Genomic DNA, 24,028 nt, shown 5'->3' on the forward strand with positions numbered 1-24,028 from the left:
CCTAAGTTAAATATTCTAATAATACGGATTTAAGGTTTGTTGTTTGGGTTTAACCCATTGATTGTTGGCACTCTATAAAGGCAAAACATCAAGACGCTAGACAAGGACATAAAAGGCGATTTTCGCACCGCTTGCAAGCGCATTTTATACGCCAAGCGGGGCTTTGACATTAAAGACCGCAAATTAACCGCCCTATTGCAAAAATGGGTGCGCCCTAAAGCGGGGCTGAAGGTGTTGGTCTATTGCCCCCTAGCCCACGAGGTGGATATACGCCCCTTCATCAAATGGGCTAGAAGGTGTAAAATGCGCCTATTTGCCCCCTTAATGCACCCGCCTTGTTGCACCTATGCGCCTTATCGCCTGCCTTTAAGCACCCTTAAACACATCAAGCAACCCGAACCAAGCTTTTTTAAAGCACCCCTAGACCTAGCCATAGTCCCCATTTTGGGGGTGGATTGTGGCTTTAGGCGGGTGGGCTTTGGGTTAGGGGCTTACGATCGACTCTTTGCCGCCCTGCCTAAAAAGCCCTTCACGATTTTCATCGCCCGCCAACTCTTAAAATCCCCCCACGCCCTAGGTGCGTTGCACGACATCACAGCGGACATGTGCCTAGAGCAAAACAGCGATTTCACACACCAAAGGACAATAAATGGAAGAGGCCTTAAGCATTTTGATCCCCTGCTTATTCACCGGCATCAGCGTGTTTTACTTCACCAAGAAAAATTATAGTGCTGCTAGCCAAAGTCTCATCGTCCAAGCTAAAGCCCAAGCGGACATGCTCATCTACCAAGCCCAAGTGTTTTACAAAAGCAAAGAAGAAGAATCCAAAACCCTAGCCTTGCAGCTGCAACAAGAGTACAACGAGCGGCAAAAGACCCAAGAAGCCGCCTACCAACACAAGCTAGACGAACTTAAGAATAGGGAAAAACAACAACAACAGCACTGGCATCACAAGCACAAACAACTAGAGCAGCATAAGAGCGAGCTAGACGCACTAAGAAGCGAGCTCGAACGGGGCAAACACGCCCAAGAAAGACTCTGCCAAGAATACCAAGAGCTCAAAGAGCAAGCCATGCAAACCCTCACGGAGCGCTCGGGTTACACCAAAGAGGAAGCCAAAGACCTGCTTTTGCGCTTGCTAGAAGAGGAGTTGATTTTGCAAAAAGCGGCTTTGGTGCGCCGCTATGAAAAACAAGCCAAAAAGGAAGCCAAAGAGCGGGCGCATTTCATTTTAGCCGAAGCGACTTCCCGTTTTGCAAGCAGCTTTGCCATGGAGAATTTAACCAGCGTGGTGGCACTGCCTAATGTCGAGTTCATCGGGCGGATCATCGGCAAGGATGGCAAGAACATCGACACTTTCAAGCGCATCAGTGGGGTGGAGCTGATGATTGACGAGGAAACCAAGACCATCACTCTAAGCTGTTTCAATCTCTACCGGCGGCAAATCGCCATGCAAACGCTCGAGCTCTTGATCCAAGATGGGCGTATCCAACCCTCGCGCATTGAAACCGTGTACCAACGGGTGGAGGCGAACATGGAAGAAAACATCTTAAAAGAGGCCGAAGAGGTCATCTTAGACCTACAATTAGATTCTATGGACGAGGAATTAAAACGGCTCTTGGGGCGCATGAAATACCGCACTAGCTACGGGCAAAACGCCCTCACCCACTCCATAGAGGTGGCGATCTTAGCGGGCATGATCGCCGAGCAGTTGGGTGGCGATTCTAAATTAGCTAGAAGGGCGGGGATTTTACACGACATCGGCAAAGCCTTAACCCAAGAGCACGGGGGTGATCATGTGGATTTGGGGGCTGAGGTGTGTGTGCGCCACCACGAGCACCCTGTGGTGATCAACGCCATTTACGCCCACCACGACCGCCAAGAGATCAAGAGTGTAGAGTGCGCCGCTGTGTGCGCTGCCGATGCCTTGTCTGCCGCAAGACCCGGGGCACGCCGCAAGGAAAATGAAAACTTCCTAGGGCGCATGCACGATTTGGAGCGCATCGCCAGCCAGCAAAATGGAGTGGAAAAGGTCTTTGCCATGGATGCGGGGCGCGAGGTGCGCGTGATTGTCTGCCCCGATCAAGTGAGCGATGCCAAAGTCCCCCTGCTAGCACACGACATCGCTAAAGAAATCCAAGCCAATTTGCAATACCCAGGCGAGGTCGTGGTGCATGTCATCCGCGAAAACCGCGCCAAAGCCATCGCCCGCTAGGGCTGTGTAGGCACTTAGGTGGCTCTTGCCCTTAAGCCACAAGGGCGCACGCCAACGCTAAAGAGGTGCGTAAGCCACCATCACCTCCGCCTAGATGAGTTTACTCCCTGAATCTGTGCGCGCCTAGGGCTTTTCGTGTAGGCGTTTCATGTGCGCGCCTAGAGTGTTCATTTTGTCCTCTAAGGCTTCGTAACCCCGATCTAAATGGTAAATGCGGTGCACCCGGCTCTTGCCCTTAGCCACGAGGGCAGCCAGCACCAACGCCGAAGAGGCGCGTAAATCTGTTGCCATCACATCCGCCCCGATGAGCTCACTCACGCCTTGAATCTGCGCCATCGCCCCCTTAAGGCTGATTTGCGCCCCCATGCGCTGCAACTCGCCCACATGCATGAAGCGGTTTTCAAATAAACGTTCTTCAATGAGGCTTGAGCCCTCACATTGTGTCGCTAGTGCCATAAACTGCGCCTGTAAATCGGTGGGAAAGCCCGGGTATTCCGTGGTGGTGAGGCTAAAGGCTTTTTTGTGCGTGGCGGGGTGGATTGTAAGCGTATGGGTGGTGGGGGTGTTTTCTGTGATGTCTACATTAAAGCCGATTTCACTTAGTTTTGCCAGCACGGCTTCTAAATGGTGGGCGTTGGCGTGGGTGAGCGTTAGGGGCGAATTGGTGATCGCTGCGGCGCATAAATAGGTCCCGCACTCAATGCGATCGGGGATGATCTCTATGTCTTGAAAGTCTAAAGCTTGTCTGTCTGTGCCCTGCACCAAGAGCTCACCGTTACCCACTCCGCTAATTTCCACGCCCCCCGCTTGCAAGAAGGCGCACAGCTGCACCACTTCGGGCTCTTTGGCGGCGTTGATGATCCTTGTTTGCCCTTTGGCCATGCTCGCAGCCATTAAAATATTTTCTGTGCCCGTAACGGTGATTTTGTCAAAAATAAGATCGCAGCCTCTTAAGCCCCCTTGGCTTTAGCCACAATGTAGCCCTTGTCAATGGTGATCTCAGCACCCATTTTCTCCAGCGCACTTAAGTGCAAATCTACGGGCCTAGCCCCAATCGCACACCCCCCGGGTAAACTCACTTGGCACTTGCCAAAACGCCCCAAGAGCGGGCCTAAAACCAAGATAGACGCGCGCATTTTACGCACAATCTCATAGGGTGCGGTGCAACGCACTGCCGTGCAATGTGTGGGGCTTGTGCTGATCTCAAGGCTGTTTGGTGTGTGCCATATGGCGTTGCTACCCAAATGCTCTAAAAGCTGCACTAGGGCGCGCACATCGGCGACATGGGGCAGGTTGTGTAGGCGCACTTGCTCTTTAGCTAAGAGTGTGCTTGCCAAAAGGGGCAAGGCGGCGTTTTTCGCCCCCGAGATTGCCACCTGACCGCTTAAAGTCTGCTGCCCCTTGATCTCTAAGTAGTCCACATCAATCCTTTTTCTTGTGTTTGAGTGCAAGCCCCACGGTGTTGGAAATCGCCTTGCTGAGTTTGGGGTTGGCGTTTTCTAAGTCTTGCCCAAACTTCACGGTCGAATCGATGTCTAAAAACTCAGACTCGGCAAAGTTTTTAATGGCATTCAACCAGTCGCCCTCTTTGATATTTTTAGGCAAGCTTGTATAATGGTGGGCAAAGGTTTTAAACAGAGCGTCGTATTCTTCAACCTCCTTAGCCTTTTCTAGGTTTAACATGATCTCTCTTAGACTAGGGATGTCGGGGGCGGGGGGCGGGGGCTTTAAATAGGTGTAGGCAAAGCCCACCAAGAGCATGGGAAAGGCAAAGAGGAAACCCGCCATCCAGTAAATGCCATAAAACCACAGATCGTACATGGCTAGCGTTGCAGTTGGTAAAAATCGTTCGTGGCTTGGATAAAGCCCTCCACACTCCCACAATCATAGCGTTTGCCCTCGAATTTATATGCTAGGACCAATTTTTCTTGAGCTTGTTGCAAGAGCGCATCGGTGATTTGGATTTCGTTGTTCTTGCCCGGGGGGGTGTGTTTGAGCACTTCAAAAATATCGGGGGTTAAAATATAACGCCCGATCACGGCTAAGTTACTCGGGGCTTCTTCAGTCTTTGGCTTTTCCACCATGTCTTGCACTTGATACACCCCACTTGCCATCTCTTGGCCTAAAATCACGCCGTATTTATGCACCTCCTCCATCGCCACCTCCTCAATCGCCACAACGCAACAGCGGTATTTGTGATACAACTCGACCATTTGGGCTAGCACCCCCTTGCCCCCCTGATTGATACAAAGGTCATCGGCTAAAAGAACACAGAAAGGCTCGTTGCCTATGAGTGTCTGTGCCGTGTAAATGGCATGCCCTAGCCCTTTCATCTCGTGTTGCCTGGTGTAAGAGAAACTGCAATTTTGCATTAGAGCCCTAATCCCCTCTAATTGCTGTTCTTTGTTTGTGCCGCTGATTTGGTGTTCTAGCTCGTAGCTGATGTCAAAATGGTCCTCAATGGCGCGCTTGCCCCGCCCGGTAACAATCGCCATCCCCGTGCAACCCGCCTCCATCGCCTCTTCCACGCCGTATTGGATGAGCGGTTTATTGACAATGGGGAGCATTTCTTTAGGCATCGCCTTTGTGGCGGGCAAAAAGCGCGTGCCATAGCCCGCAGCAGGAAAAAGGCATTTATTGATCATGGTCTATCCTTTAAAATCGTGTTTAAAAAGCCCTGCATGTTAAAGTGGATTTTGTGGGAGTGGTGTCTAAAAATGCTTTGGTAGATGATGTAGTTTGCCAAAACCTTTTGCCCATAAAGGCGGGTTTCTTCACAGGGGATACGCTCCATGCTCAGCCACGGCTCAAACTTGCCTCTAGTAAAAAAGTGGTGTTCTTTGAGCAACTTTCTAAAAAATTTTGGTCCCCCATTGTAGCAGTAAGCCACGAACAGGGGGTTTTTAAACTCTTCCTTGAGGGTGTTTAAGTAGTAATTGCCAAAGGCTAAAGACAAATGGGGATTAAACATGTCGGTTAATTGCACCCTGCTTAAGCCAAGCGCCTTAGCAAAGGGGGCGACATTAAAGGGCATGATTTGCATAAGCCCTAAAGCATAAGAAGACGACACCAAAGCGGGGAGCAATAGGCTCTCCTGTCTAGCGATTGCATATGCCATCGCCTTTTCTTCTAGGCTTTTAAAGTGGGCTTTTCTGGCATAAGGGGTTAAAAAGTAATGCCGTTCATCGTTGTAATAGCGCTCCAAAAAATACGCTAAATGCGCCATGCTTTGCTCGGTTTTTAGGGACTTTAGGGCTTTTAAAAAGGCACGCTTGTTGTTGATGGATAGGATTTTCTCTTTAAGGATTTGCCACGCAAAGGGGTCTTTGATGTCAAATTTTGGGGGTTTGTGGCTCAACAAACCTAGCGAGGTTACAATGTGATACTTAGGCATGGTGTTGCGGGCAAGATTGGCATAAAGGCTGAAAAGATTGGGGTTTGTGCTTTGGCTTAAAATGTCTAAATAGGCGTTATTTTGGCTTAAAAGATACTTCCAAAACACCGCCTTGTCGTGCATGAAGGCTTTATCCGCCTGCTTTTGGGCACGGTCAAAGTAAGTAAAAGCGGTGATTTCTTCTTGGTGCAAAAGAGCATTGATGCCTAAAAGAAAAAAGGTTTTGGAATCGGAGTTGGTGATGCTTGCGTGGCTTAGGGCTTTTTGAAACACGCCAAAGTGGCTGTCTAAGATGACCCGCCTTAAGATGTCATTGAAGGCAGGGTTGTTCTCACTGGCGAGCTTGGCTAAGACTTCGGGGTCAAAGGGGCGATCTAAGAGGCCTTGCTTTTGCTCATAGCTTAGGGCGTTGTAAATGGTGGCGATCACGCTTGCCCTAGCTTGTATAAACGCATTTTGGTCTGTGGGATTTAGCACAATTTGCAAGGCGTTGTAAAGTTTGGGGTAACTTTTGAGCTTGGGTTGCAAAGAGCGCAAAATTGCCGCACTCTTGGGATCCTTAGCCTCTGTGAAAATGCGCTCAAAGCTTAGGGCAATGGCAATACATGCGCTGTCTTTATCACTCAAAACTTCTAGGGGCAAACCTTGACAAGGGTGGGGGATTAAGTTTAACGCCCCCTTTTGCCTAGCCAATTCTATGAGTTTTGGGGTCTTGTGGGCGATGAGATTATAGGCAGCTTTGGCTTGCTTAGCCGTAGTGCCAGGCTCTTGCAAATAAAGCCAAATGAAAAAATCTCTAGGCGTGCCCTTGGGTTTGCTCTTTAGGTAGGCTAGGCTGATGTGCTGGGCGTTTAAAGACACACAGCAAAGGACAAGCAAGAGTAGCCGCAACAAAGTTAACCTTGTGCGTAATTAAACATGAGCTGCACGGCGCTCAAATCAAAGAATTTCAACACCAAAATCACCGCTAGGGGGGATAAATCAATGCCATTAAACACCAGAAAGGGGGCAAGTTGCTTGGCTTTGTTGAGAGTAGGTTCTGTGAGGCGACAGAGGATCTGCACGATGGCGTTGCTTGGGTCGGGGCGCACAAAGCTTAAAAGGGAGGCGATGATGACCACCCAAATGTAAATGTTGATTAAGCTGTGCAGGATAGTGGCGGTGACACTTAAGAGGGTGCTAACAACCATGCTCTGTCTTTAACACCAAAATTTGCTCCAAAAGGGGGACGAGGTGGGGGTAGAGCAGAGCGAGCTCCACGCCATGCGCTTGCCCCGTGAGCAAAATCCTTAAAGGTTTGAAAAAGTCCTTGCCTTTAAGTTGGCTTTTTTGCATGGCTTCGTGCTTAAAGGCGTTGAAGTCTGCCACAGCCTCCATACTTTTTAAGGCGGTGTAGAGTGTGTGGCACTTCTCATAGAAGTTCTGCCCTTCATAGTCCTTTTTAATGTCTTTTGGGCTAAACATGGCACTTAGCTTTTCGTGCAACTCGTTTAAGGTACTGCACTCTTCTAAGAAAAGCTTGGCTAGAGGGGCTTTAGCCGGTTCTATATCTAACACCCTAGCAAGGCTCTCTAGGTCTAAAGCTTTTAAGTGCTCGTGGTTTAAATGGCGCAGGTAAGATAAGCTAAAATGTGCACTGGAGGCGCTAACCTTTTCTAACTCAAACCACTCAAGGGCATCGTTTAGGCTAAAAATCTCTTTAGGGGCTTTGTAGCCCATGCTGGCAAGGTAATTAGCGATACTCACGGGTAAAAAGCCTTGTTTTAAGAGCCATTGCACACTAGAGGCTTCATATCTTTTACTCATTTTCTTACCATCATCCTCGTTTAAGATAATGGGTAGGTGGGCGTAAATTGTAGGCGTTTCGGGGGTGTTTAGCACCCGGCTTAGGGCTTGCTTGATTAAAATTTGTTTGGGGGTGTTGCTGACATGGTCTTCTCCGCGGATAATGTGGGTGATTTTGTAGTTAAAGTCATCCACCGCACAAGCAAAATTATAGGTGGGGACTTGGTTTGCCCGCACAATGACAAAGCTGTCTAGCTCGCTTACTTTAAAATGGATACTACCCTTCACCAAGTCATTAAAAACCATGTCCTTGGCACTCCCCCTTAAGCGCACCACGGGGTTAGGGTTGCTCTCTTTTTCCAACAACGCCCAAGAGTCATCGTAGCGGAAAGGTCTTTTGGCTTGCACGGCTTCTTGTTTTTTACTTTCTAAAAACTCAGGGGTGCAGTGGCAATAAAACGCTTCGCCCTTGTCTAAGAGTTTAGCAGCATAGTCTAAATGCGTGCCAAAATTTGCGCTTTGGTAGACGAGCTGATCCCAAGTTACCCCCATTTGCTCTAAAATCTTAAAAATCTCTACATCTTTGCCTGCGATGTTGCGCTGGGTGTCGGTGTCTTCAATGCGTAACATTAAGGGGAGCTTTAGGCGCTTGGCTACAATGAAATTCAATAAAGCCACACGCAAATTCCCAATATGCATGCTTCCTGTAGGCGAGGGGGCAAAACGCAACATAAAAAGCCTTTTTGCCAAATTATAGCACAACGGACTAGATTATCAAGCACCCACAAAGCCAAATTTGTAAGCAAGTCTTAACCCAAAAGTCTACAAAAAACTAAAACAACCTGCAATAAAGTTTATAACGATACTATAAACTTTATTGATACTAATTATATATACTAACTAGACTATCAACTTATCTATAATTTAATCTATAATTAAATAATTAAGTTTTAGAGAATTACAATCAAGTGTTTTTGAAAAATCTAGTAAAGGAGCTTAAGATGGATAAGCAACACGCCTTAGATGTATTGAACAGCAAACAACTGCACAATGTGGTGAAGTTATTTGAGAAGTATGCACAAGTGCCAGGAGCTGCAAACATTTATGTCAAAGACCTTGATTTTGAGGGGCTGCAAATCGCCTACACCAAAGAGGGGCAAGAGGAAATCTTTAGCCTTGCCTTCCCCTACACGCTTGAAAACTTTGAGGGCATCCGCGATGCGCTCATCGCCCTTTTAGGCGAAGACGCAGGGGTAGATGCCCAAAATATGCACCAAAATCCCCAATGGGGCTTTGGTCCTATGGGTTTTGGTCCGCAAACACAGGGTTTTAATCCGCACAATCCACAAAGAGGCTTTAATCCGCAAGGTTTTGGTCCCCAAAGTGGCTTTAATCCCCAAGCGCAACACCCCTTTAGTGGCTACGCCCCTTTTGGTGCACAAGGCGCAACCCCCCAACAAGGCTTTAACCCTCAAGCACAAGGTTTTCAAGGTTTTGGAGCGCAGGGCATGCCCTTTGCCCCCCATGGCATGTTCATGTTCGGCTTTATGCCCTTTTGGGGATTTGGGCCCATGGGCTTTCACGCCCAAGCCCCACAATGGGGCTTTAACCCCCAAGGACAGAGCCCACAAAATGGCTTTGATCCACAAAGCCCACAGCAAGGTTTTAACCCCCAAAACCCACAGGGGGGCTTTGGTCCGCAAGCGCAAGGTTTTAGCCCCCAGCACCCGCAAAATCGCTTAACAGAGTCAGCGCAAGCACAGCAAGCACAGCCACAAGATTAGTTTTTAGTGGGGCTTCGTCCCACGCCCCACACAACCCCCACAGCCCCGCAAGTAGGAGGACTTGTAGCAACAAGCCCCCCCTAAACTCCAATAAATTGACCTTGGCAAAGCTGACCCAAAGGGGGGCGTAAAAATCCCAGCTAAGAGCCACTAAAGCCGCCCCCAAAACATTACCCACACCAACCATGACAGCCCCCAAATCCCCCTGCATAGAGCGATACATCCAGCCACACTCACACCCCCTAGCTAACACAATCCCCACGCCAAAAAGTAGCCCCCCCACGGCAATGCCCGGGCTCGCCCACAAGGTTTTGGCGCTTAAGCCCAAATGCAAGCACACAAAAATCCCCACACTCCCCACCGCCATCGCCCACACCAAAGCCTTTGCCTGTGCGCTCTGCTTTTGCACGAATAAGTGTCTAAAAGCGGCGGTGAAACAAATTTGCCCCTTAGAAATGACAAAGCCAAAGAACGCCCCGAAACATAGGGCGTAAAAGAGTTTGTGGTGCAAGTGCCACGCCAATACCCCAAAGCCCCCCACAGCACAAAATGCTAAAAGGGCATTTAACCTAGCGGGGGCTTGTTTGGTTGCGCCTTTAGAGCAACTTGTGCTAAAGTGCCTAAAGGCAAGCCCCATGCCAACTAAAGTCGCCGCTGTAAAAAACCACGCATGTAGGCTAAATTGGGGGATACCCGTTAAAAAGCTTGCCAAATTACACCCAAGCCCCAAGCGCGCCCCAAGCCCCGCCAAGAGCCCACCTAAAAGTGAGCGCCCCATTTGCGCTTTTGTGGGTAAATTGAAGCCCACACGCCCAGATAAGCTAGACGCACAGAGCATGCCACAAAACATGCCAAGAATCATCACCCCATCTATGCGCTCAAAGATATTGCCCTTTAAACCTATGATTTTAAAATATCCTAGCTTGTTTGTGTCCACGCCAAACAAGTTTAAAAGGCTTGCTCCCCACCTTGTAAATTCCCCCGTAACCGCCCAGTAAGTGCCGACCACGCCAAAGTAAAAGACAGAAGCCACAGACAGAGCCAAAACACAGGGCGCAAACGCCCATTTCTGTGTAAAAAAACCCCGCACAAAAAAATCCTAAATTGAAAATACGCTGAAAGTGTAAGCGTGCTAGCCAAACTGGCTAAGGGTGTAAGAAACTTCATTTTATGCGTAAGGGGTTTAAAGGGGGTTTAAACTCTCGTGCATATACCAAAATCTTTTGGTGCAATGCGCCATGTCTTCAAATTTTAGCCTTTTGCTTGCGTGGGCTTAGGGCCGATTTGCGCCTCTATGGCTACGCCCTTGTTCAGCCAGTTTTCTAGGGTTTCTTTGCGCGCTTGGCGGTCTTGAATCTCTTGTTCTAACTTAGTAAGATCGGTGTCTTGTGAGGCTTGGCAAGCTTGAAGGACTTGGGCATGGTGTTTTTTAATGAGGGCTAGCACTTCTTTTTGCAGTACCTCTAATTTTTTCTTAAGGTCTTTTTTAAATTTCTCCAACTCTTTTTTTGCCTTCTCTTGCATCACTAAATCAGCCACCTCTAGAAAAGCAGTTATAATGGCTAAAATGCCGCTCCCCCACTTAATGACACTCCCCGCTTTTCCCAAAATCCCCATCAAAGTTTTAGAAAGGCTTGTCAATAACCCCGCAAACGCCGCGCTCCCAAAGAGATTTTTAAGTGTGCTTAAAAATTCCTCAAAATCGGATTTTTGATACTGAAAATGATAAGCCCCGCCCATCCCCTCTTCTTTCCATTTGTTGCCAATTTCTGCAAACTCCAAGCGCAACTCATCCTCCTCTAGCTTAAATCTTTCCTCTAAGACGTGCCTAAGCACCTCACCCTCCTCGCCTATCCAGCGTTCTATAAAGTCTTTGATGTTGTGAAGGTCTGTTTGGCTAAGGGCCTCTAGCAAACGCTCAAAATGTTGCTTGCAAAATGCCTCTAAAGATGTCTCGGCGTTGTCTATGGTTTCTTTGAGATGCTCAAACTCTAAAGACATGCCTCGGCGCTTCTCATCTAAAGTCTCCATCTCTTGGCGCACCGCCTCTAGTGCTGCTCTGCCTTTTTTAAGTGGGGGGTGCAAGAGCGCAATCATGGTGCTCTTTACAGATTCTAAAGCCAAGTGCTGCGCCCCATTGGCCTTAATTTTTGCCTCTGTGGCTTGCTGTAAAAGACCTATACGTGAGAGTTGCCCAAACTCTTCAGGGTGTTTGAGCCAATGATCGATGCCCTCATCATAGGGGTTAGCCGCCACAGCCACAATGTCTAGCTTTTGGGCTTGCTCGAGACTAATGATCCCTTGTAACTCCTTGCACACCGTCTCTTTTTTGATCTCTAATGTGCGTTTGTAGCCTTCTTCGTTTTTGAGATTCACCACCTCATCAAATTTAGAGAGCACAAACACGCTTCTAGGCAAGAGATCGAGCTCTTGAAACAGCCAGCGCAACTCTTCGTGCTGACTCTCTTTAATGGGGTTACTTGGGTTCATCACATACAGCACTAAATGCGCCTCGCTCACATACTTTTTAGTGATGTCCTTGTATTTTTGCACGCCATTTGCCCCGTATTTTTCTTTAAAGCCAAAGAGTCCGGGAGTATCCACCAACACAATGCCCCCCTTGACTGGATAAGTTTTCACCTCATCCGTAGATTCCTCATGGGCGATTTTCATTTTTTTAGCTTGCTCTAAATCCCCAAGCCACGCCGCTGCAATGGAGGTTTTGCCACAAGAAAACTCCCCCACCAGCACTACCTGTAATATACCCTGCTCTTTGGCATGGGTGATCTTTTCCTCAAAGCCCCTCTCTTCAACCATCCCCAGCCCCTCCCCCTCGCGCATAAATTCCGCCAGCGCATCTAAGAGAGCCCCCATTTGTCCGCTCTTGTCTAATCCTTGCACCCTTCACTCCCTTCTTTAAATGGTTGGCTACACGCTTTTAAGCGCGCCACACTTGTATTTAAATCCGCACACAATCCTTCTCCTTGCTCCAACATCTCCTCTAAACGCTTGCCAATGGCCTGTTGGCACTTCTCTAGTGCTTGGCGCACCCCCTCAAGAAGCACCCCCTTCTCTAGCACGCTTAACAATCCTTGAGCCAGTTTTAGTTTGCCCTCCAGTTCTTGTTTGTCCAAGATATTCCAAAAATACAGATCCTCGAGCTTAGCCTTAATCTTTTGGATTTCCTCCTGCACCTCTTTAAGACCCATAAGACCCACGGCACACTTTAGGCATTTAAGGGCATGATCTAAGGTCTTATTAAAAGCCTTGCGTTGCTCGCTTCTCTTATAATCATCATCAAGGGCTTTTCTAACCCCCTTATACAGCAAAAGCCCCCCAGCCGCCACAGTCACCACAAGACCAGCTATCCCCAGAGGATTCCATATATTTGCCAAGTCAAACAAAAACAAGCCCGCAAAGGTCGCCCCTGCGCCTCCAAGATTGAACCAATCAAATCCGCTGTCCGTCTCAAAAGTGTGGTCGCTAAAGTTATGGCCATGCTTGTCAAAATCCGCGCCATGGCGCTTGAGCACGCCCGCCTTGAGCCGGATTTCACGCACCAAAGCCTCTATGTCCGCTTTGAATTGATGATCGCACGCCTCTAGCGTGTCTTTCACCTTTGCAGCAAACACTTGGGCTTGCTCTTTTAAAACCTCCTTAGTCTTTGCCTCAAAGCCCTCATCGCTTAAAAGTGAAGTGCGGATGTGTCTATACATGGCATCTTCGCTGGCATTTTTAAAGCGCACAATGAGATTATCCAACTCTTTTTTTAAAGATACAAGCGTTTTTTGGCACAACAGATCAAGCTTGGGGATTTTTAAATCCACGCTTTCTTTAAACGCCTTGTGGCACTCTTGCATGGTGTGCAGGGCTTGGTGGGCACTCTTGGTGCAACGCTGCAGGGCACAAAAGGCCTTGTAACATTGATCTTGAAAGACGATCTCTTGCTGTTGCTTGGCGATTTTTTGGAGCAAATGACATAAGTCGTCAAAGTGGCTCCACTCTAAAAGTCTGGCTGTGCTTGTGTGCACTAAAAAATCCTTTTGATCAAAGAGAAAGCCTTTGGGGTCTTTGGGGTCTAAACACTTTGCCAATGCCAAAAACGCCACATAGGCACACACGCTCCTATGCCCTTGGTAGTGTGGCCCTAAGACCTCGCGCATTTTAGCGTCTGCGTCCTCTAGGGCGTGTTTTTCACTGCCAACTAGGGGTTTTTGTAACAACTTAGGGTTTGTTACGCCCTTGTTGTGGAAAAAATAGACCCGGCTTTGGTCGTTTAAGTAGCTTTTGATCTTGTGAAGTGTGCCCTCTTGGGGGGGCGTGGGGTTTTTAGAAATGTAAAAAATGACATGGGCTTTGGCGCAAGCCTCTTTAATAAATTTTTCAACCTGCGCCTCATCGCCCTCGATTCCGGGCATGTCTAATAGGGTAACCTCCCCCCCCATTAGCAAGGGTGAAGGTGTAAGGGGTGATCGCTTGGGTAAAATCTATGTGGGCATCAATGATCGCCCCATCGGCTAAAGGCGTTGTGTCCCCCCGCGCTTCTTGAAACAAACGCTGTTCTAATGCCTTGCCTGGCTCGTTGAAAAAAAGGCGCAACGCCTCAATGAGCGTGGATTTGCCCGCATTGGTTTCACCAAAAAGGGCGATCGTAATCTTCGGCTTTTGCTCTGTTTCTAAGTCTTCTAGCCGTCTTAAACTTTGGGACTTCAGCCCTTCAAAATCTGCTCGCGCGCTTTCCAACCACGCCCCAAAGATTGGGTGTTTCTTTGATTGGCTAAAAATCTCGGTGATTTTAGCTAATTCCTTTCTCGCACTAGCAGTGCTTGGGTGTGAATGCATCGATCAATCCTCGATCACTTCTATCACTTCTTTGATCAGAAGATACGCCCCATACCCCAATAACCCAAAGAGCAAACAACAGTCAAAAACTTTCTGTTGTTGGCCGTTTAAAAACCAAAGTGGCATGCAAACCCCCTTAAAAATTTCCGCCCATTGTATCTAATTTTGTCTAACTTTTTTATAAATCACAGGATTTAGCCCAAGAATAACGCAACTCATTTAAGGGGATCAACTGCCCCTTTTGGTGAACGTAAAAATAGTCCCAACCATTGTGGTTGAGTTTATTTAAAATTTTTGCGCTCATTTTGTGGATGGATAAAACCACTCCGCTGCCATCTTGCACTTGTCCGCTTACCAAGACTTGGCAAGCCCTAGCTTTGCTAGGCGTGTTAAAACTTGCCCCACTTGCAAATACCCCGATTAACTAGGGTTTTCATCGGCACTTTGGGGGTCTTTTTTCATACTCTAGAGCACTAAAAGCGTCCATAGTAACGGGCGTATTTGCTATCCTAGCTAGGGCGGCTTGTGCGTAGTCTGAGTCTTTTTCAATGTCTAAGAAGTTGCGCCCCAAACGTTTCGCCACCGCCCCCGTGGTGCCCGTGCCAAAGAAGGGATCAAGCACCAAATCCCTCGGCTTAGTTGCCGTTAACAGCTGACACAAAGACTGCCTTTAAGCGCACACTGACACTCCCTAAGCCACGCTTGGCTAAAGCTGTCGTAATGGGGCGAAGTCTTTAAATTTGTCCCATTCTGCGCTCACTGCGCTAAACTTAGTCTCACCCACTCTTAAGAATTCCCCCTGAAGTTGACAGAAAATAAGGCGGATCGGTAAAGATAAATCCACACTTGCGCTAGGCAAGGTCTTTAAAAGCTCAAGGCAATCGCCTTGTAAAACGGTGTTGGCGTGCGAACCTAGCGTTCGATCACTTCAGTTTTTAAGCCCTGTTTTTCTAGTTCTGCTAAGAAAGGATCGGGGTCGAGCTGCTCTAAATTAAACACCCCCTTAGAGTTTTCACCCCCCCAAATGCCCTTACAGATCATCATCGCCCCCACCACAGCGGGCACGCCCGTGGTGTAGCTGATGGCTTGTGCGCCGACTTCTTCATAACATTTTTGGTGGTCACAGACATTATAAATATAAAGCCGTTTTTCTTTCTTGTTTTTTGTGCCGTGGATGTAGCACCCGATGTTGGTTTTGCCCGTGGTTTGACCTGCAAGATTAGCTGGATCGGGCAAGAGCTGTTTTAAAATTTGGATGGGCACGACTTTACCCACTTTGCCATCGACTAAGGGCACTTCTATGGGTTCAATGCCCAACATCCCCACATTGCCCAAACAACGCATATGGTTAAGGTAGTTGTCCGAGAAGGTCATAAAAAAGCGGATGCGTTTTAGTCCCTTAATGTGTTTAACTAGGGACTCCAATTCCTCGTGGTAGAGCAAGTAAGAAGCCCTTTCGCCAATCTCAGGGTACGCCCAAGTTTGTTTGATCTCTAGGGGGGCGGTTTCGATCCACGCCCCGTTTTCGTAGTAACGGCCCCTTGCGCTCACCTCCCTTAAATTGATCTCGGGATTGAAGTTGGTGGCAAAGGGGTAGGGGTGCGTGCCGGCGTTGCAGTCTAAAATGTCGATGTTGTAGATTTCATCAAAATGATGCTTTTGGGCGTGGGCGCAAAAGACATTGGTTACGCCCGGATCAAAGCCGCTGCCTAAAAGCGCAAAAATCTGCGCATCTTTATAGGCCTTGTCAAACGCCCACTGCTCTTTATACTCAAACTTGGCAAGGTCGGGGTGTTCATAGTTGGCGGTGTCTAGGTAGTTTGTTTTTGTTTGTAGACATGCTTGCATGATGGTGAGATCTTGGTAAGGTAGGGCGATGTTTAAGACCACTTTAGGTTTGTATTTCTCAATCAACGCCACGACTTCCTGCACGCTGTCAGCATCCACTTGCTCGCAGATGATTTCGCCTAGCCCCTTGGCTTTCACACTATTAGCGATGGCTTGGCATTTAGACAAGGTGCGGCTAGCCAGCACCACCCTTTCAAATAAGTGGCGGTTTTGGACGAGCTTGTGTGCCACCACGCGCCCCACGCCCCCCGCTCCAATTTGTAAGACCGTGAGCATTCTATCCCTTTGTCAAAGATTGGGTTACGAATGTGCTATTATACAAGTTATATTTTACCCTTTGGTTAAACAAGATTAGGAAGTGCGATGGCAAAGGTGATCGAGTTTAATGTTTATGCGACTTTGGTTTGTATGGTGGGGGTCTTGCTTTTAGGGCGCTTTGTGATCCGCCATGTGAAGTTTCTTAAAGACTACGACATCCCCGATCCTGTGGTGGGGGGGGTGATCGTTGCCTTTGTGATCATGCTCGCCCATCACTTCTACAACTTTAAACTCGTGCTCGATTCCAGCCTCAAAGAGCCTTTAATGCTGACCTTTTTCATCACCATAGGCTTGAGTGCGGACTTTGCCTCCCTAAAAAAGGGGGGTAAAATGCTCGTGGTGTTCTTGATCGCCGTGGGTATCTTTGTGATCGTGCAGGACTTGGTGGGCGTGGGTGTGGCAAGCATGATTGGCGTGAATCCTTTAATGGGCTTACTTGGCGGCTCAATTTCGCTCACCGGCGGGCATGGCACTAGTGCGGCGTGGTCCTCCACCTTCTCGCAGGCCCCCTACAACTTCCCCCAAAGCTTGGAAGTCTCCATCGTGTGCGCCACCTTTGGGCTAGTGAGTGGGGGGATCATCGGTGGGCCCGTGGCGTGCTACTTGATCAAACGCTACAAACTCGAGCCTAACAAACAAACAACAGAACAACAAGAACACGAGCCCATGCTCGTCTTTGAAGCCCCTAAACAAGAGCGCCTCATCACGGCTAATAGCTTCATTGAGAGTTTGGCGTTGGTGAGCATCGCGCTTCTTGTGGGGACTTTCATCGCCAAACACGCCACTTCCGTGCATTTGGGTAGTTTCACCCTACCCACCCTACCCACCTTTGTGTGGTGCTTGTTTGTGGGCGTGCTTTTAAGAAACATCTCCACTTACAGCAACATCCATAAAGTCTTTGATCGCGAAATCGGTGTGATCGGCAATGTGAGCCTGAGCCTCTTTCTCGCCTTTGCTTTAATGAGCATCAATCTCATGGAGCTTGTGAATTTAGCTTTACCCATTGCCATTATCCTCACCGTGCAGGTGGCGGTGATGATCCTTTATAGCGTGTTTGTCACCTTTCGCATGTGTGGCAAAAGCTATGATGCGGCGGTGCTAAGCGCGGGGCATTGTGGCTTTGGGCTAGGCGCAACCCCCACGGCGATGGTGAACATGCAAACCATCACCAACCACTACGGGCCAAGCCATGTCGCCTTCATTGTCGTGCCCTTGGTGGGGGCGTTTTTCGTAGACATCATCAACGCGTTGACCATTAAAGGCTTTCTAGCCCTGCCCTTCCACTACTAAATGCTCTTTGAGATTGTGATGCGTGCGTGCATAGAGCGCGCATGGCAGAGCCAGACTTTAGCCCTACCCAACCCCAGCGTGGCGTGCGCCCTGCTTAGCCCTACTAATGAAGTGCTTGCCCTACAAGCCCACACCAAAGCCCACACCCCGCATGCTGAAGTTTTAGCCCTAAGACAAGCCTTCAACGCCCTAAGCTCCACGCCCTACCCAGCCCACCTAGACCCCCTAGACAAAGAAGCCAACTACCGCTTTCTTGCCCAAAACCACAGCGGGCTTTTTAAAGATTGCACCCTCGTTGTGACCCTAGAGCCTTGCAACCACTTTGGCAAAACACCCCCCTGCGCCGCACTTTTAGAGCAAGTGCGCCCTAAAAGGGTGGTGGTGGGCGCACTAGAGACCAGCGCAAAGGCTAGTGGGGGTTTAAAGCGTCTCAAACAAACGGGCATAGAAGTTTTAAGCGGAGTGCTTGAAAAGCCCTGCAATGACCTACTCACCCCCTTTATGTGCCTAGAGAACAAGGGGGCGTTTAATCTCTTTAAAATCGCCACAAGGCTAGATGGCTCTTATTTGGGCAAAATCTCAGGGCAAGAGAGCCAAATTTTTACCCATAACCAGCGCACCATCGCAAATCACCTCATCATTTCAGGCAAGAGTGTCCGCACCGATCGCCCCACCTTAAACGCCCGCCTTGCCACCCCGCCCTATGAGGGCTTATGCCATGTCGCCATTTTAACAAGGGACACCACCCCCCTTGATTTGAGTATCCCCCTTTTTGGCGTGAAAGGGCGCAAAGTGCAGGTGTGCCACGAGGTGGAGCAACTGCCCTTACAACAAGGCTTTAATGTCCTTGAGGGTGGGTGGGGGCTCTTTGAGAGCTTGCGCAATTACATCGATATGCTCTTAATCCACACCAACGCTAGTTTGCAAGAAGGGACGCAAGGGCTAGCCCACCACTGCACCCAAAACTTTAAACCCTTGCATAGCCAAATTTTAGGGCAGGACATGTTGGCGTGGTTGGCATGAGATTTTACCAGCCCCTCAAGGGCTACGCCTACAACAGCACGAGCTTGTTTTTAGCCCACTTTGCCACGCCTTTTATTAAAAGGGGCGATAAGCTCTTAGACATCGGGGCGGGCTGCGGGGTGGTGGGGCTGCTTTGCGCTAGGGAGTTTAAAAACCCCCTAGATTTGGTGGAGATCGATTATGAAATGGCATTTTTTGCACGGCTCAATTGCCAAAACGCCCCCCACGCTAGAGTGCACCACAGCGACTTTTTAAATTGCCCCCTAGAGCCCAATTCTTACGCCGTGGTGCTCTCCAATCCCCCCTACTACCCCAAAAACAGCCTCAAAAGCCCGCATAGCCAAAAAGCCCAAGCCACCAACCAAAGCTACTTGCCCTTGTTAGACTTTTGCGCCAAAGCCGCACAGCTGTTAAAACCACAGGGCTACTTTGTGCTCTGCTACCACGCCAGCCTCGCCGATAGCCTGCTTGCTGCCTTGCAACAAGCCAAGTTAAAGCCCGCCCTGCTACGCTTCGTCCATCCCTTTAAAAACCACAAGGCGAGTTTAATTTTATGTGCCGCGAGAAAAAACAGCAAGAGCTATTTAAGGATAGACCCGCCCTTAATCACGCACAACTCCAAAAACCAACAAGACAACACCCCCGAGGTGGCACACATCTATGAAAAATTTAAAACCCACAGCATCAAGGCCTCCCTTGCCTAATTGCACCCATTGTAAACTGCCCTGCCAAAACGAAGTTTTAACCTTAGAGCAGGAAAACACCCCCCCCCTTGTCTTTTGCTGTGCGGGCTGCAAGCAGGTTTATACGCTTTTGCACGACCTGCAACTAGAGAGCTTTTACGACAAATTAGGCGCAAAACCCCTAGCCCCCATCGCCCCCCAAAGCCCACGCCAAGGAGCATTACAGCTCCAAAGCCTTTTTAGACAAATTCACCACGCCCCTAGAAAATGGGCTACTAGAAGTGGCGCTGCTGCTGGAGAACATCCATTGCGCCGCCTGTGTGTGGCTCATTGAGCATGTACTTTTGAAACAAAAAGGCATTTATGGCGTGCAGACCAATTACACCACGCAGCGGGCGTTTGTGCGCTTTGAGCCAACAGAAATCGACATCGCCGCCATTTTAGATGCGGTGGCGGCGATCGGCTATCAGGCGCAAGTGTATGACCCTAGGGTGCAAGACAACCACGCCAAAAAGCAACAAGAAAAAGCCTTCATCGCCCTTGTAGTGGGGGTGTTTGCCAGCATGAATATCATGTTCATTGCCATCGCCGACTATGCGGGCTACTTTTCGGGCATGGACATACATATGGCGTTTAAGCTGCACATCGCCTCGTGGGCGCTCGCCTCGCTTGCGCTTTTCATCACGGGGGCGGTGTTTTTAAAAGGGGCGTTTTATGGCTTAAAACACGGCGTGGTGGGCATGGATCTCAGTGTGAGCGTGGGCGCACTGGGCGTGTATCTTTACTCCATTTACGCCACCTTTAGCGGGGCGCGCCCTTATTTTGAGTCGGTGAGCATGCTCATCACCTTGGTGTATCTTTCTAAATTTTTAGAGCTTAAAGCCAAGCACCGCGCCAACGCTCTATTAGACAGCCTGCAAAGTGCCCTACCCTTGCAGGTGGCGGTGGTTGAGCTTGAGGAGGGGCAAATTAAAAGGGTGCTCAAAGACCCGCAGGACATAGAGGTGGGTGCACTGGTGGAGGTCTTGCCCGGGGAGTGTGTGGCGCTTGATGGCGTGCTAGAGAGTGAAAACGCAGAAGTGAGCACCCAAGCCTTTAATGGGGAGAGTTTGCCGACCACTTTAGAAAAAGGGCAAAGCGTGCTCTCGGGTTGTGTCAATTTGTCGGGGGCTTTCACCTACAGGGTGGGCGCGCCCTTTAAAGCCTCGTTTTTAAGTCAAATGGTGGAGCTCGTGCAAAAAAGCTTTTTAGAAAAGCCCAAATTGCAAGAGAGGGCGGACAAACTCGCCCGCTATTTTAGCACGGCGGTGCTCGCACTCGCAGGGCTGGGCTTTGTCTTTTGGGCGTTTATGGCAAGCATAGCGCAGGGCTTTTTTGTGGCGATGAGCGTAGTCGTGGTCGCCTGCCCCTGCGCCTTTGCTTTGGCTGCGCCCATTGCCTTGGTGCTAGGCAGCAACGCCGCTTTTAAAAAGGGGGTTTTGTTTAAGAAAAACAGCAGTTTAGAAAGCCTAGCCAAGGCAAGCACTTTATTTTTAGACAAGACGGGCACGCTCACTAAGAGTTTATTGCAAGTGCAAAGCCGCAGCACACACGCCCCCTATGATTTGGGGCAACTTTTGGGCTTGCTGTGGCACAACCCTCATCCCATTGCCAAGAGTTTATGTGCTTTCTTTAAAGAGCAGGCACAGCCCGCCCTCGTAGAAAACCTCAAACAAGAAAACGGCGGGCTTGAAGCGCGTTGCGGGGGGCATATCTTGCATGGCGGGTCGGTGGCGTATTTAGAAAGTAAGGGCGTGGCGGTGGGGGATTTAAAGGCGGACTTTGTCTACAGCGTGGATCGCAAATTAAAGGCGAGTTTTAGCTTGCAGGCAAGTTTAAAGCCCCAAGCCCTAGAAGTGGTGCAAGGCTTAAAGTCTATAAGGTTAAAGATCGCTATTTTAAGCGGGGATGGCTCGCCTAGCGTGTTTAAGATTGCTAAAGAGTTAGATTTGCCCTGTTTTGCCCCTTTAAGCCCGCAAGAAAAATTAGCGCATGTGCAAAGTGCCCTAGCACAAAAGGAGGTCGTGGTGATGGTGGGCGATGGCTTGAACGACACGGCGAGCCTCGCTACAAGCCAAGTGTCTATGTGCATGCACGAGGGGCATGACTTGAGCCTGCTTTATAGCGACATTATCTTGCTCAACAACAGTCTAGAGGGGGTGCAAATCGCCTTCAATGTAGCCAAAAGCACCCACCAGCGCATCAAACAAAACCTCGCCATCAGCGCGCTTTACAACGCCCTTTTTATCCCCCTAGCCCTGTGCGGCGCGATCACACCCCTAATTGCTGCTGTTGGCATGGGGCTTAGCTCGCTCTTGGTGGTGGCTAACAGCTTTAGATTGCGCTTGTAAATAAATTAAGAGTTAGCCCCGATCTCCACATCAATCCATTTAAATTCGCCGTAAGTCTTGCGGATGGCTTCCTTAAGTTTTTCAAAGCTCCCACAATCATTTTTAAAATTGCCCAGTAAGCACCCTGCGCTGAATTTATGACAATTCAACTCAGAATCATCTATGGGAAACCACGCGTATTCTTTGCCTCTTGCTCTACTCCCTGCGCTTTCAACAGCTGTTCTAGCTCTTTGAGCTACTTTTTCTAAGCCAAGCAAATTACCATCTTTGCCACAGGCAATATAAATTTTTCCGCCCTCTTTAAGCTTGCCATCTCTTTCATCCTCTAGGCGCGTTAAAAAGTGGCGGGGGTGGGCATATCTGATGTAAGCCTTGCCATCCTTGTCGGTTACTTCTGCGATGAGATTATCCCCAATATAAATACCCGAATGTGCAACCCAAAAGCGTATATCACAATATAAAACACTTCCGGGTTTAGCATACCCTTCTAGACTTGTGATTTTTGCCATGAAAAACTCCTTTGACAGATTTTTACCGCATCCACCCACTAATGCCAGTCCTCAAGATTGTGGATTGTGGATTGTGGATTGTGGATTGTGGATTGTGGATTGTGGATTGTGGATTGTGGATTGTGGATTGTGGATTGTGGATTGTGGATTGTGGATTGTGGATTGTGGATTGTGGATTGTGGATTGTGGATTGTGGATTGTGGCACATGATTTTTTAAATCACTCTTAAAATACGCTCAAAACCCCCCCAAAATCTCCAATAAAGTTTGGGCGGTGTGCTTAGCAAGAGCTAAACTCATTTTTTGGTGGCAGGGTAAAGAGATTTCAGCTTTATAGAAACTCTCGGCTTTAGGTAGGGACTGCTTGCCTAGTAGATTTTCATAGAGTTTAAAGGTGTGTATGGGCTTGTAGTGCACCTGCACGCCCATTTGGGCTTGTAAAAGTGCGTCTAAGATTTGGGTTTTTCGCCCCCACAAAAAGGGCTTTAGCAAAATGGGGTATAAATGGTTGGCACTTTTAACTTTGGGGCTTAATTTGGCGTGCAAACAAGTAAAATAGGGGTTGTCTTTAAACAAGTTGTCATACAAGCAAGCAATTTCTTCTCTTTTAGCGATGAAGGTATCCACTTTTTTAAGCTGGCTTAGCCCCAAAGCAGCTTGTAATTCATTCATGCGGAAGTTAAAACCCAAAGTCTGCACCTGTGTGTCCCAGCCGTCTTTTTCCACTCCGTGGGAGATGAGCAGTTTGAGCCGCTGATAAAGAGCGTGGTCGTTCGTGGCAACTGCCCCGCCCTCGGCGGTGGTGATGGATTTAATGGCGTGGAAGCTAAACACGCTCGCATCGGCAAGCGCACCGATTTTCACGCCCGCATACGCCCCCCCAAAGGCGTGTGAGCTATCACTGATAAAAAGCAAGCCATGCCTAGCGCAAAAGGCTTTAATGGCAGGAATATCCACGCTCGCCCCCCCGTAATCCACGCTCACCACAGCCTTCACTCCCTCTTGCAAACAATTTTCTAAAAGTGCGGGGTCAATGTTGCCATCTTGTCCGATGTCGCAAAAAATGGGTGTGGCTTTGGTCGCTAAGAGCATGTTCGTGGTCGCCACAAAACTTAGGGGCGTGGTGATGGCTTTAGAGTGGGCTAAGTCTAATGCCTGATAGAGCATGAAAAGCGCACTCGTGGCGTTCGTGCAAACCACGACATGCTTTACGCCCAAGTAATCCGCCAACGCCCTTTCAAACTTCTCCACTAAAGGGCCCTGCGCCAAATGCGCCCCTTGCAAGGCTTGTTGCACCGCTTTTAAGTCGTCTGTGTCGATACATTGTGTGCTGTAGGGGTTGATTGCCAAGAAAATTCCTATTGCTTGATGATTTCAATGCCGGCGGGGGGGGTAAATTGAAAGAGGCTAGGGGCTAGGGGGATGTTTGTTTTCACTTGGCTAAAAGTGATCTGAACTTGGCTTTGCATTTTATCGGTGTAGTTGAGTTTATAGGGCAAGCCGTTTTTTAGGGTCAGGTAGTAGATGGTGTGGTTGATCTTGGCTTTGTAACGCCCGTCTTTTTGCCGCTCGGCTTTTTTAAGGATGGCAAAGAAATTTAGGGCTTTGTTTAATTTCGTATAGGTGGCTTGTAGTAATCTTGGCTCGTAGATGATGACTTGCTTGTCCTGCATATAGACCTCTTTAGGGCTGGGCTTGGTGTAGCTCCACCTAGCAAAAAAGGGGATCTTGGCTAAAATTTGCCCCTCATAGGTGGGATTGATGGGCGAGGGGGTTGTGCCCAGCACCACCTGCTTAAAGTGGGCGCTTAGGCTAGCAAACTGCAAGGGAGCAGAAACTAAAAACTGGAAACAAAGGACAAACAGATAGGCGCGCATGTACTCTCTTTTTATGGGGAATTTTACAAAATTTTGTTAAAATTTGCACTTATGCAAAAAGACATTATCCT

At 48.8% G+C, this 24,028-nt stretch carries 23 protein-coding genes and 2 pseudogenes; 9 read left to right on the plus strand and 16 right to left on the minus strand.

Going from position 1 to position 24,028, the window contains the following annotated elements:
• Positions 1-195: 195 nt before the first annotated feature.
• Together K6J74_RS06330 and rny are read left to right on the plus strand one after the other, a co-directional pair.
• On the plus strand, positions 196-729 hold the full coding sequence (locus tag K6J74_RS06330) for a 5-formyltetrahydrofolate cyclo-ligase (protein WP_488592935.1): 534 nt from the start codon (positions 196-198) through the stop codon (positions 727-729).
• Positions 650-2,215: a ribonuclease Y gene (gene rny, locus K6J74_RS06335; RefSeq protein ID WP_260321558.1), complete on the plus strand. Its 1,566-nt coding sequence runs from the start codon at positions 650-652 to the stop codon at positions 2,213-2,215. Before K6J74_RS06330 ends, rny begins: the two co-directional genes overlap by 80 nt.
• Before the next feature lie 123 nt (positions 2,216-2,338).
• On the opposite strand, the pseudogene murA reads toward rny, so the two are convergent.
• The 6 genes and pseudogenes from murA to gltX all read right to left on the minus strand — a co-directional run bounded on the left by murA (position 2,339) and on the right by gltX (position 8,126).
• A pseudogene (gene murA / locus K6J74_RS06340) lies at positions 2,339-3,636 on the minus strand (UDP-N-acetylglucosamine 1-carboxyvinyltransferase).
• 1 nt (position 3,637) lies between these two features.
• A complete protein-coding gene (locus K6J74_RS06345) occupies positions 3,638-4,036 on the minus strand; it encodes a hypothetical protein (RefSeq protein WP_221271509.1) in 399 nt (132 codons plus the stop codon).
• Between the two features lie 2 nt (positions 4,037-4,038).
• Positions 4,039-4,860: a UTP--glucose-1-phosphate uridylyltransferase GalU gene (gene galU, locus K6J74_RS06350; RefSeq protein ID WP_221271510.1), complete on the minus strand. Its 822-nt coding sequence runs from the start codon at positions 4,858-4,860 to the stop codon at positions 4,039-4,041.
• Positions 4,857-6,503, minus strand: a complete 1,647-nt coding sequence (locus tag K6J74_RS06355) for a lytic transglycosylase domain-containing protein (RefSeq protein ID WP_221271511.1) — start codon at positions 6,501-6,503, stop codon at positions 4,857-4,859. The genes galU and K6J74_RS06355 overlap by 4 nt, the downstream gene beginning before the upstream one ends.
• A 2-nt stretch (positions 6,504-6,505) precedes the next feature.
• Positions 6,506-6,799 (minus strand): YggT family protein, encoded by a 294-nt coding sequence (locus tag K6J74_RS06360; protein ID WP_221271512.1) that lies wholly within the window; start codon positions 6,797-6,799, stop codon positions 6,506-6,508.
• The gene (gene gltX, locus K6J74_RS06365; RefSeq protein ID WP_221271513.1) at positions 6,789-8,126 is read right to left on the minus strand and encodes a glutamate--tRNA ligase; all 1,338 of its coding nucleotides are present in this window, start codon (positions 8,124-8,126) and stop codon (positions 6,789-6,791) included. The genes K6J74_RS06360 and gltX overlap by 11 nt, the downstream gene beginning before the upstream one ends.
• A gap of 269 nt (positions 8,127-8,395) precedes the next feature.
• On the opposite strand from gltX, the gene K6J74_RS06370 reads away from it, so the two are divergent.
• Positions 8,396-9,178, plus strand: a complete 783-nt coding sequence (locus K6J74_RS06370) for a hypothetical protein (protein WP_221271514.1) — start codon at positions 8,396-8,398, stop codon at positions 9,176-9,178.
• On the opposite strand, the gene yedE is transcribed toward K6J74_RS06370, so the two are convergent.
• The 7 genes and pseudogenes from yedE to K6J74_RS06400 form a co-directional block, all read right to left on the minus strand.
• Positions 9,108-10,268 carry a selenium metabolism membrane protein YedE/FdhT gene (gene yedE / locus K6J74_RS06375; RefSeq protein ID WP_221271515.1) on the minus strand — a complete coding sequence of 387 codons (1,161 nt, stop codon included), beginning with the start codon at positions 10,266-10,268 and terminating at the stop codon, positions 9,108-9,110. The genes K6J74_RS06370 and yedE overlap by 71 nt on opposite strands.
• A 161-nt stretch (positions 10,269-10,429) precedes the next feature.
• Positions 10,430-12,079: a LeoA/HP0731 family dynamin-like GTPase gene (locus K6J74_RS06380; RefSeq protein ID WP_221271516.1), complete on the minus strand. Its 1,650-nt coding sequence runs from the start codon at positions 12,077-12,079 to the stop codon at positions 10,430-10,432.
• Positions 12,067-13,596, minus strand: a complete 1,530-nt coding sequence (locus tag K6J74_RS06385; protein WP_221271517.1) for a hypothetical protein — start codon at positions 13,594-13,596, stop codon at positions 12,067-12,069. Before K6J74_RS06385 ends, K6J74_RS06380 begins: the two co-directional genes overlap by 13 nt.
• Complete coding sequence (locus tag K6J74_RS06390) at positions 13,574-14,020, minus strand: ATP-binding protein (RefSeq protein ID WP_221271518.1); 447 nt, start codon at positions 14,018-14,020, stop codon at positions 13,574-13,576. The genes K6J74_RS06385 and K6J74_RS06390 overlap by 23 nt, the downstream gene beginning before the upstream one ends.
• Positions 14,021-14,023: 3 nt before the next feature.
• A complete protein-coding gene (locus tag K6J74_RS08705; protein WP_260321559.1) occupies positions 14,024-14,146 on the minus strand; it encodes a hypothetical protein in 123 nt (40 codons plus the stop codon).
• A 52-nt stretch (positions 14,147-14,198) separates the two neighbouring features.
• Positions 14,199-14,879 (minus strand): annotated as a pseudogene (locus tag K6J74_RS09040) (DNA methyltransferase).
• 53 nt (positions 14,880-14,932) lie between these two features.
• Positions 14,933-16,144 (minus strand): saccharopine dehydrogenase family protein, encoded by a 1,212-nt coding sequence (locus K6J74_RS06400; RefSeq protein ID WP_221271519.1) that lies wholly within the window; start codon positions 16,142-16,144, stop codon positions 14,933-14,935.
• 87 nt (positions 16,145-16,231) lie between these two features.
• Here K6J74_RS06400 and gltS point away from each other — a divergent pair, with 87 nt between their 5' ends.
• The 5 genes from gltS to K6J74_RS06420 are packed head-to-tail and all read left to right on the plus strand — an operon-like array spanning position 16,232 to position 21,572.
• Complete coding sequence (gene gltS / locus K6J74_RS06405; RefSeq protein WP_221271520.1) at positions 16,232-17,476, plus strand: sodium/glutamate symporter; 1,245 nt, start codon at positions 16,232-16,234, stop codon at positions 17,474-17,476.
• 18 nt (positions 17,477-17,494) lie between these two features.
• Entirely contained in the window at positions 17,495-18,499 is a 1,005-nt protein-coding gene (gene ribD, locus K6J74_RS06410) for a bifunctional diaminohydroxyphosphoribosylaminopyrimidine deaminase/5-amino-6-(5-phosphoribosylamino)uracil reductase RibD (RefSeq protein WP_260321562.1), read from the plus strand.
• A complete protein-coding gene (locus K6J74_RS06415) occupies positions 18,496-19,203 on the plus strand; it encodes a tRNA1(Val) (adenine(37)-N6)-methyltransferase (RefSeq protein WP_221271523.1) in 708 nt (235 codons plus the stop codon). The genes ribD and K6J74_RS06415 overlap by 4 nt, the downstream gene beginning before the upstream one ends.
• Positions 19,196-19,516, plus strand: a complete 321-nt coding sequence (locus K6J74_RS08720; protein ID WP_260321563.1) for a heavy metal translocating P-type ATPase metal-binding domain-containing protein — start codon at positions 19,196-19,198, stop codon at positions 19,514-19,516. Before K6J74_RS06415 ends, K6J74_RS08720 begins: the two co-directional genes overlap by 8 nt.
• Positions 19,464-21,572 (plus strand): heavy metal translocating P-type ATPase, encoded by a 2,109-nt coding sequence (locus K6J74_RS06420; protein WP_260321564.1) that lies wholly within the window; start codon positions 19,464-19,466, stop codon positions 21,570-21,572. Before K6J74_RS08720 ends, K6J74_RS06420 begins: the two co-directional genes overlap by 53 nt.
• Before the next feature lie 5 nt (positions 21,573-21,577).
• On the opposite strand, the gene K6J74_RS06425 is transcribed toward K6J74_RS06420, so the two are convergent.
• Positions 21,578-22,081 carry a hypothetical protein gene (locus tag K6J74_RS06425; RefSeq protein ID WP_221271525.1) on the minus strand — a complete coding sequence of 168 codons (504 nt, stop codon included), beginning with the start codon at positions 22,079-22,081 and terminating at the stop codon, positions 21,578-21,580.
• A gap of 11 nt (positions 22,082-22,092) precedes the next feature.
• Here K6J74_RS06425 and K6J74_RS06430 point away from each other — a divergent pair, with 11 nt between their 5' ends.
• Positions 22,093-22,299: a hypothetical protein gene (locus tag K6J74_RS06430; RefSeq protein WP_221271528.1), complete on the plus strand. Its 207-nt coding sequence runs from the start codon at positions 22,093-22,095 to the stop codon at positions 22,297-22,299.
• A gap of 18 nt (positions 22,300-22,317) precedes the next feature.
• Here the strand turns inward: K6J74_RS06430 and pseC are convergent, their stop codons facing one another.
• Complete coding sequence (gene pseC / locus K6J74_RS06435) at positions 22,318-23,424, minus strand: UDP-4-amino-4,6-dideoxy-N-acetyl-beta-L-altrosamine transaminase (RefSeq protein ID WP_221272616.1); 1,107 nt, start codon at positions 23,422-23,424, stop codon at positions 22,318-22,320.
• A 14-nt stretch (positions 23,425-23,438) separates the two neighbouring features.
• Positions 23,439-23,957, minus strand: a complete 519-nt coding sequence (gene lolA / locus K6J74_RS06440) for a LolA-like outer membrane lipoprotein chaperone (protein ID WP_221271530.1) — start codon at positions 23,955-23,957, stop codon at positions 23,439-23,441.
• Positions 23,958-24,028: the final 71 nt, after the last annotated feature.

This window comes from Helicobacter sp. NHP19-012, assembly GCF_019703325.1.
GTDB classification, from domain to species: Bacteria; Campylobacterota; Campylobacteria; order Campylobacterales; family Helicobacteraceae; genus Helicobacter; species Helicobacter gastrofelis.

Excerpts from the sequence above, each read along its gene's own strand:
- rny (WP_260321558.1), top strand. The coding sequence starts at position 650 with ATGGAAGAGGCCTTAAGCATTTTGATCCCCTGCTTATTCACCGGCATC.
- K6J74_RS06345 (WP_221271509.1), bottom strand. The coding sequence starts at position 4,036 with ATGTACGATCTGTGGTTTTATGGCATTTACTGGATGGCGGGTTTCCTC.
- galU (WP_221271510.1), bottom strand. The coding sequence starts at position 4,860 with ATGATCAATAAATGCCTTTTTCCTGCTGCGGGCTATGGCACGCGCTTT.
- K6J74_RS06360 (WP_221271512.1), bottom strand. The coding sequence starts at position 6,799 with ATGGTTGTTAGCACCCTCTTAAGTGTCACCGCCACTATCCTGCACAGC.
- gltX (WP_221271513.1), bottom strand. The coding sequence starts at position 8,126 with ATGTTGCGTTTTGCCCCCTCGCCTACAGGAAGCATGCATATTGGGAAT.
- K6J74_RS06370 (WP_221271514.1), top strand. The coding sequence starts at position 8,396 with ATGGATAAGCAACACGCCTTAGATGTATTGAACAGCAAACAACTGCAC.
- K6J74_RS06385 (WP_221271517.1), bottom strand. The coding sequence starts at position 13,596 with ATGCCCGGAATCGAGGGCGATGAGGCGCAGGTTGAAAAATTTATTAAA.
- K6J74_RS06390 (WP_221271518.1), bottom strand. The coding sequence starts at position 14,020 with ATGCATTCACACCCAAGCACTGCTAGTGCGAGAAAGGAATTAGCTAAA.
- K6J74_RS08705 (WP_260321559.1), bottom strand. The coding sequence starts at position 14,146 with ATGCCACTTTGGTTTTTAAACGGCCAACAACAGAAAGTTTTTGACTGT.
- K6J74_RS06400 (WP_221271519.1), bottom strand. The coding sequence starts at position 16,144 with ATGCTCACGGTCTTACAAATTGGAGCGGGGGGCGTGGGGCGCGTGGTG.
- gltS (WP_221271520.1), top strand. The coding sequence starts at position 16,232 with ATGGCAAAGGTGATCGAGTTTAATGTTTATGCGACTTTGGTTTGTATG.
- ribD (WP_260321562.1), top strand. The coding sequence starts at position 17,495 with ATGCGTGCGTGCATAGAGCGCGCATGGCAGAGCCAGACTTTAGCCCTA.
- K6J74_RS06415 (WP_221271523.1), top strand. The coding sequence starts at position 18,496 with ATGAGATTTTACCAGCCCCTCAAGGGCTACGCCTACAACAGCACGAGC.
- K6J74_RS06425 (WP_221271525.1), bottom strand. The coding sequence starts at position 22,081 with ATGGCAAAAATCACAAGTCTAGAAGGGTATGCTAAACCCGGAAGTGTT.
- lolA (WP_221271530.1), bottom strand. The coding sequence starts at position 23,957 with ATGCGCGCCTATCTGTTTGTCCTTTGTTTCCAGTTTTTAGTTTCTGCT.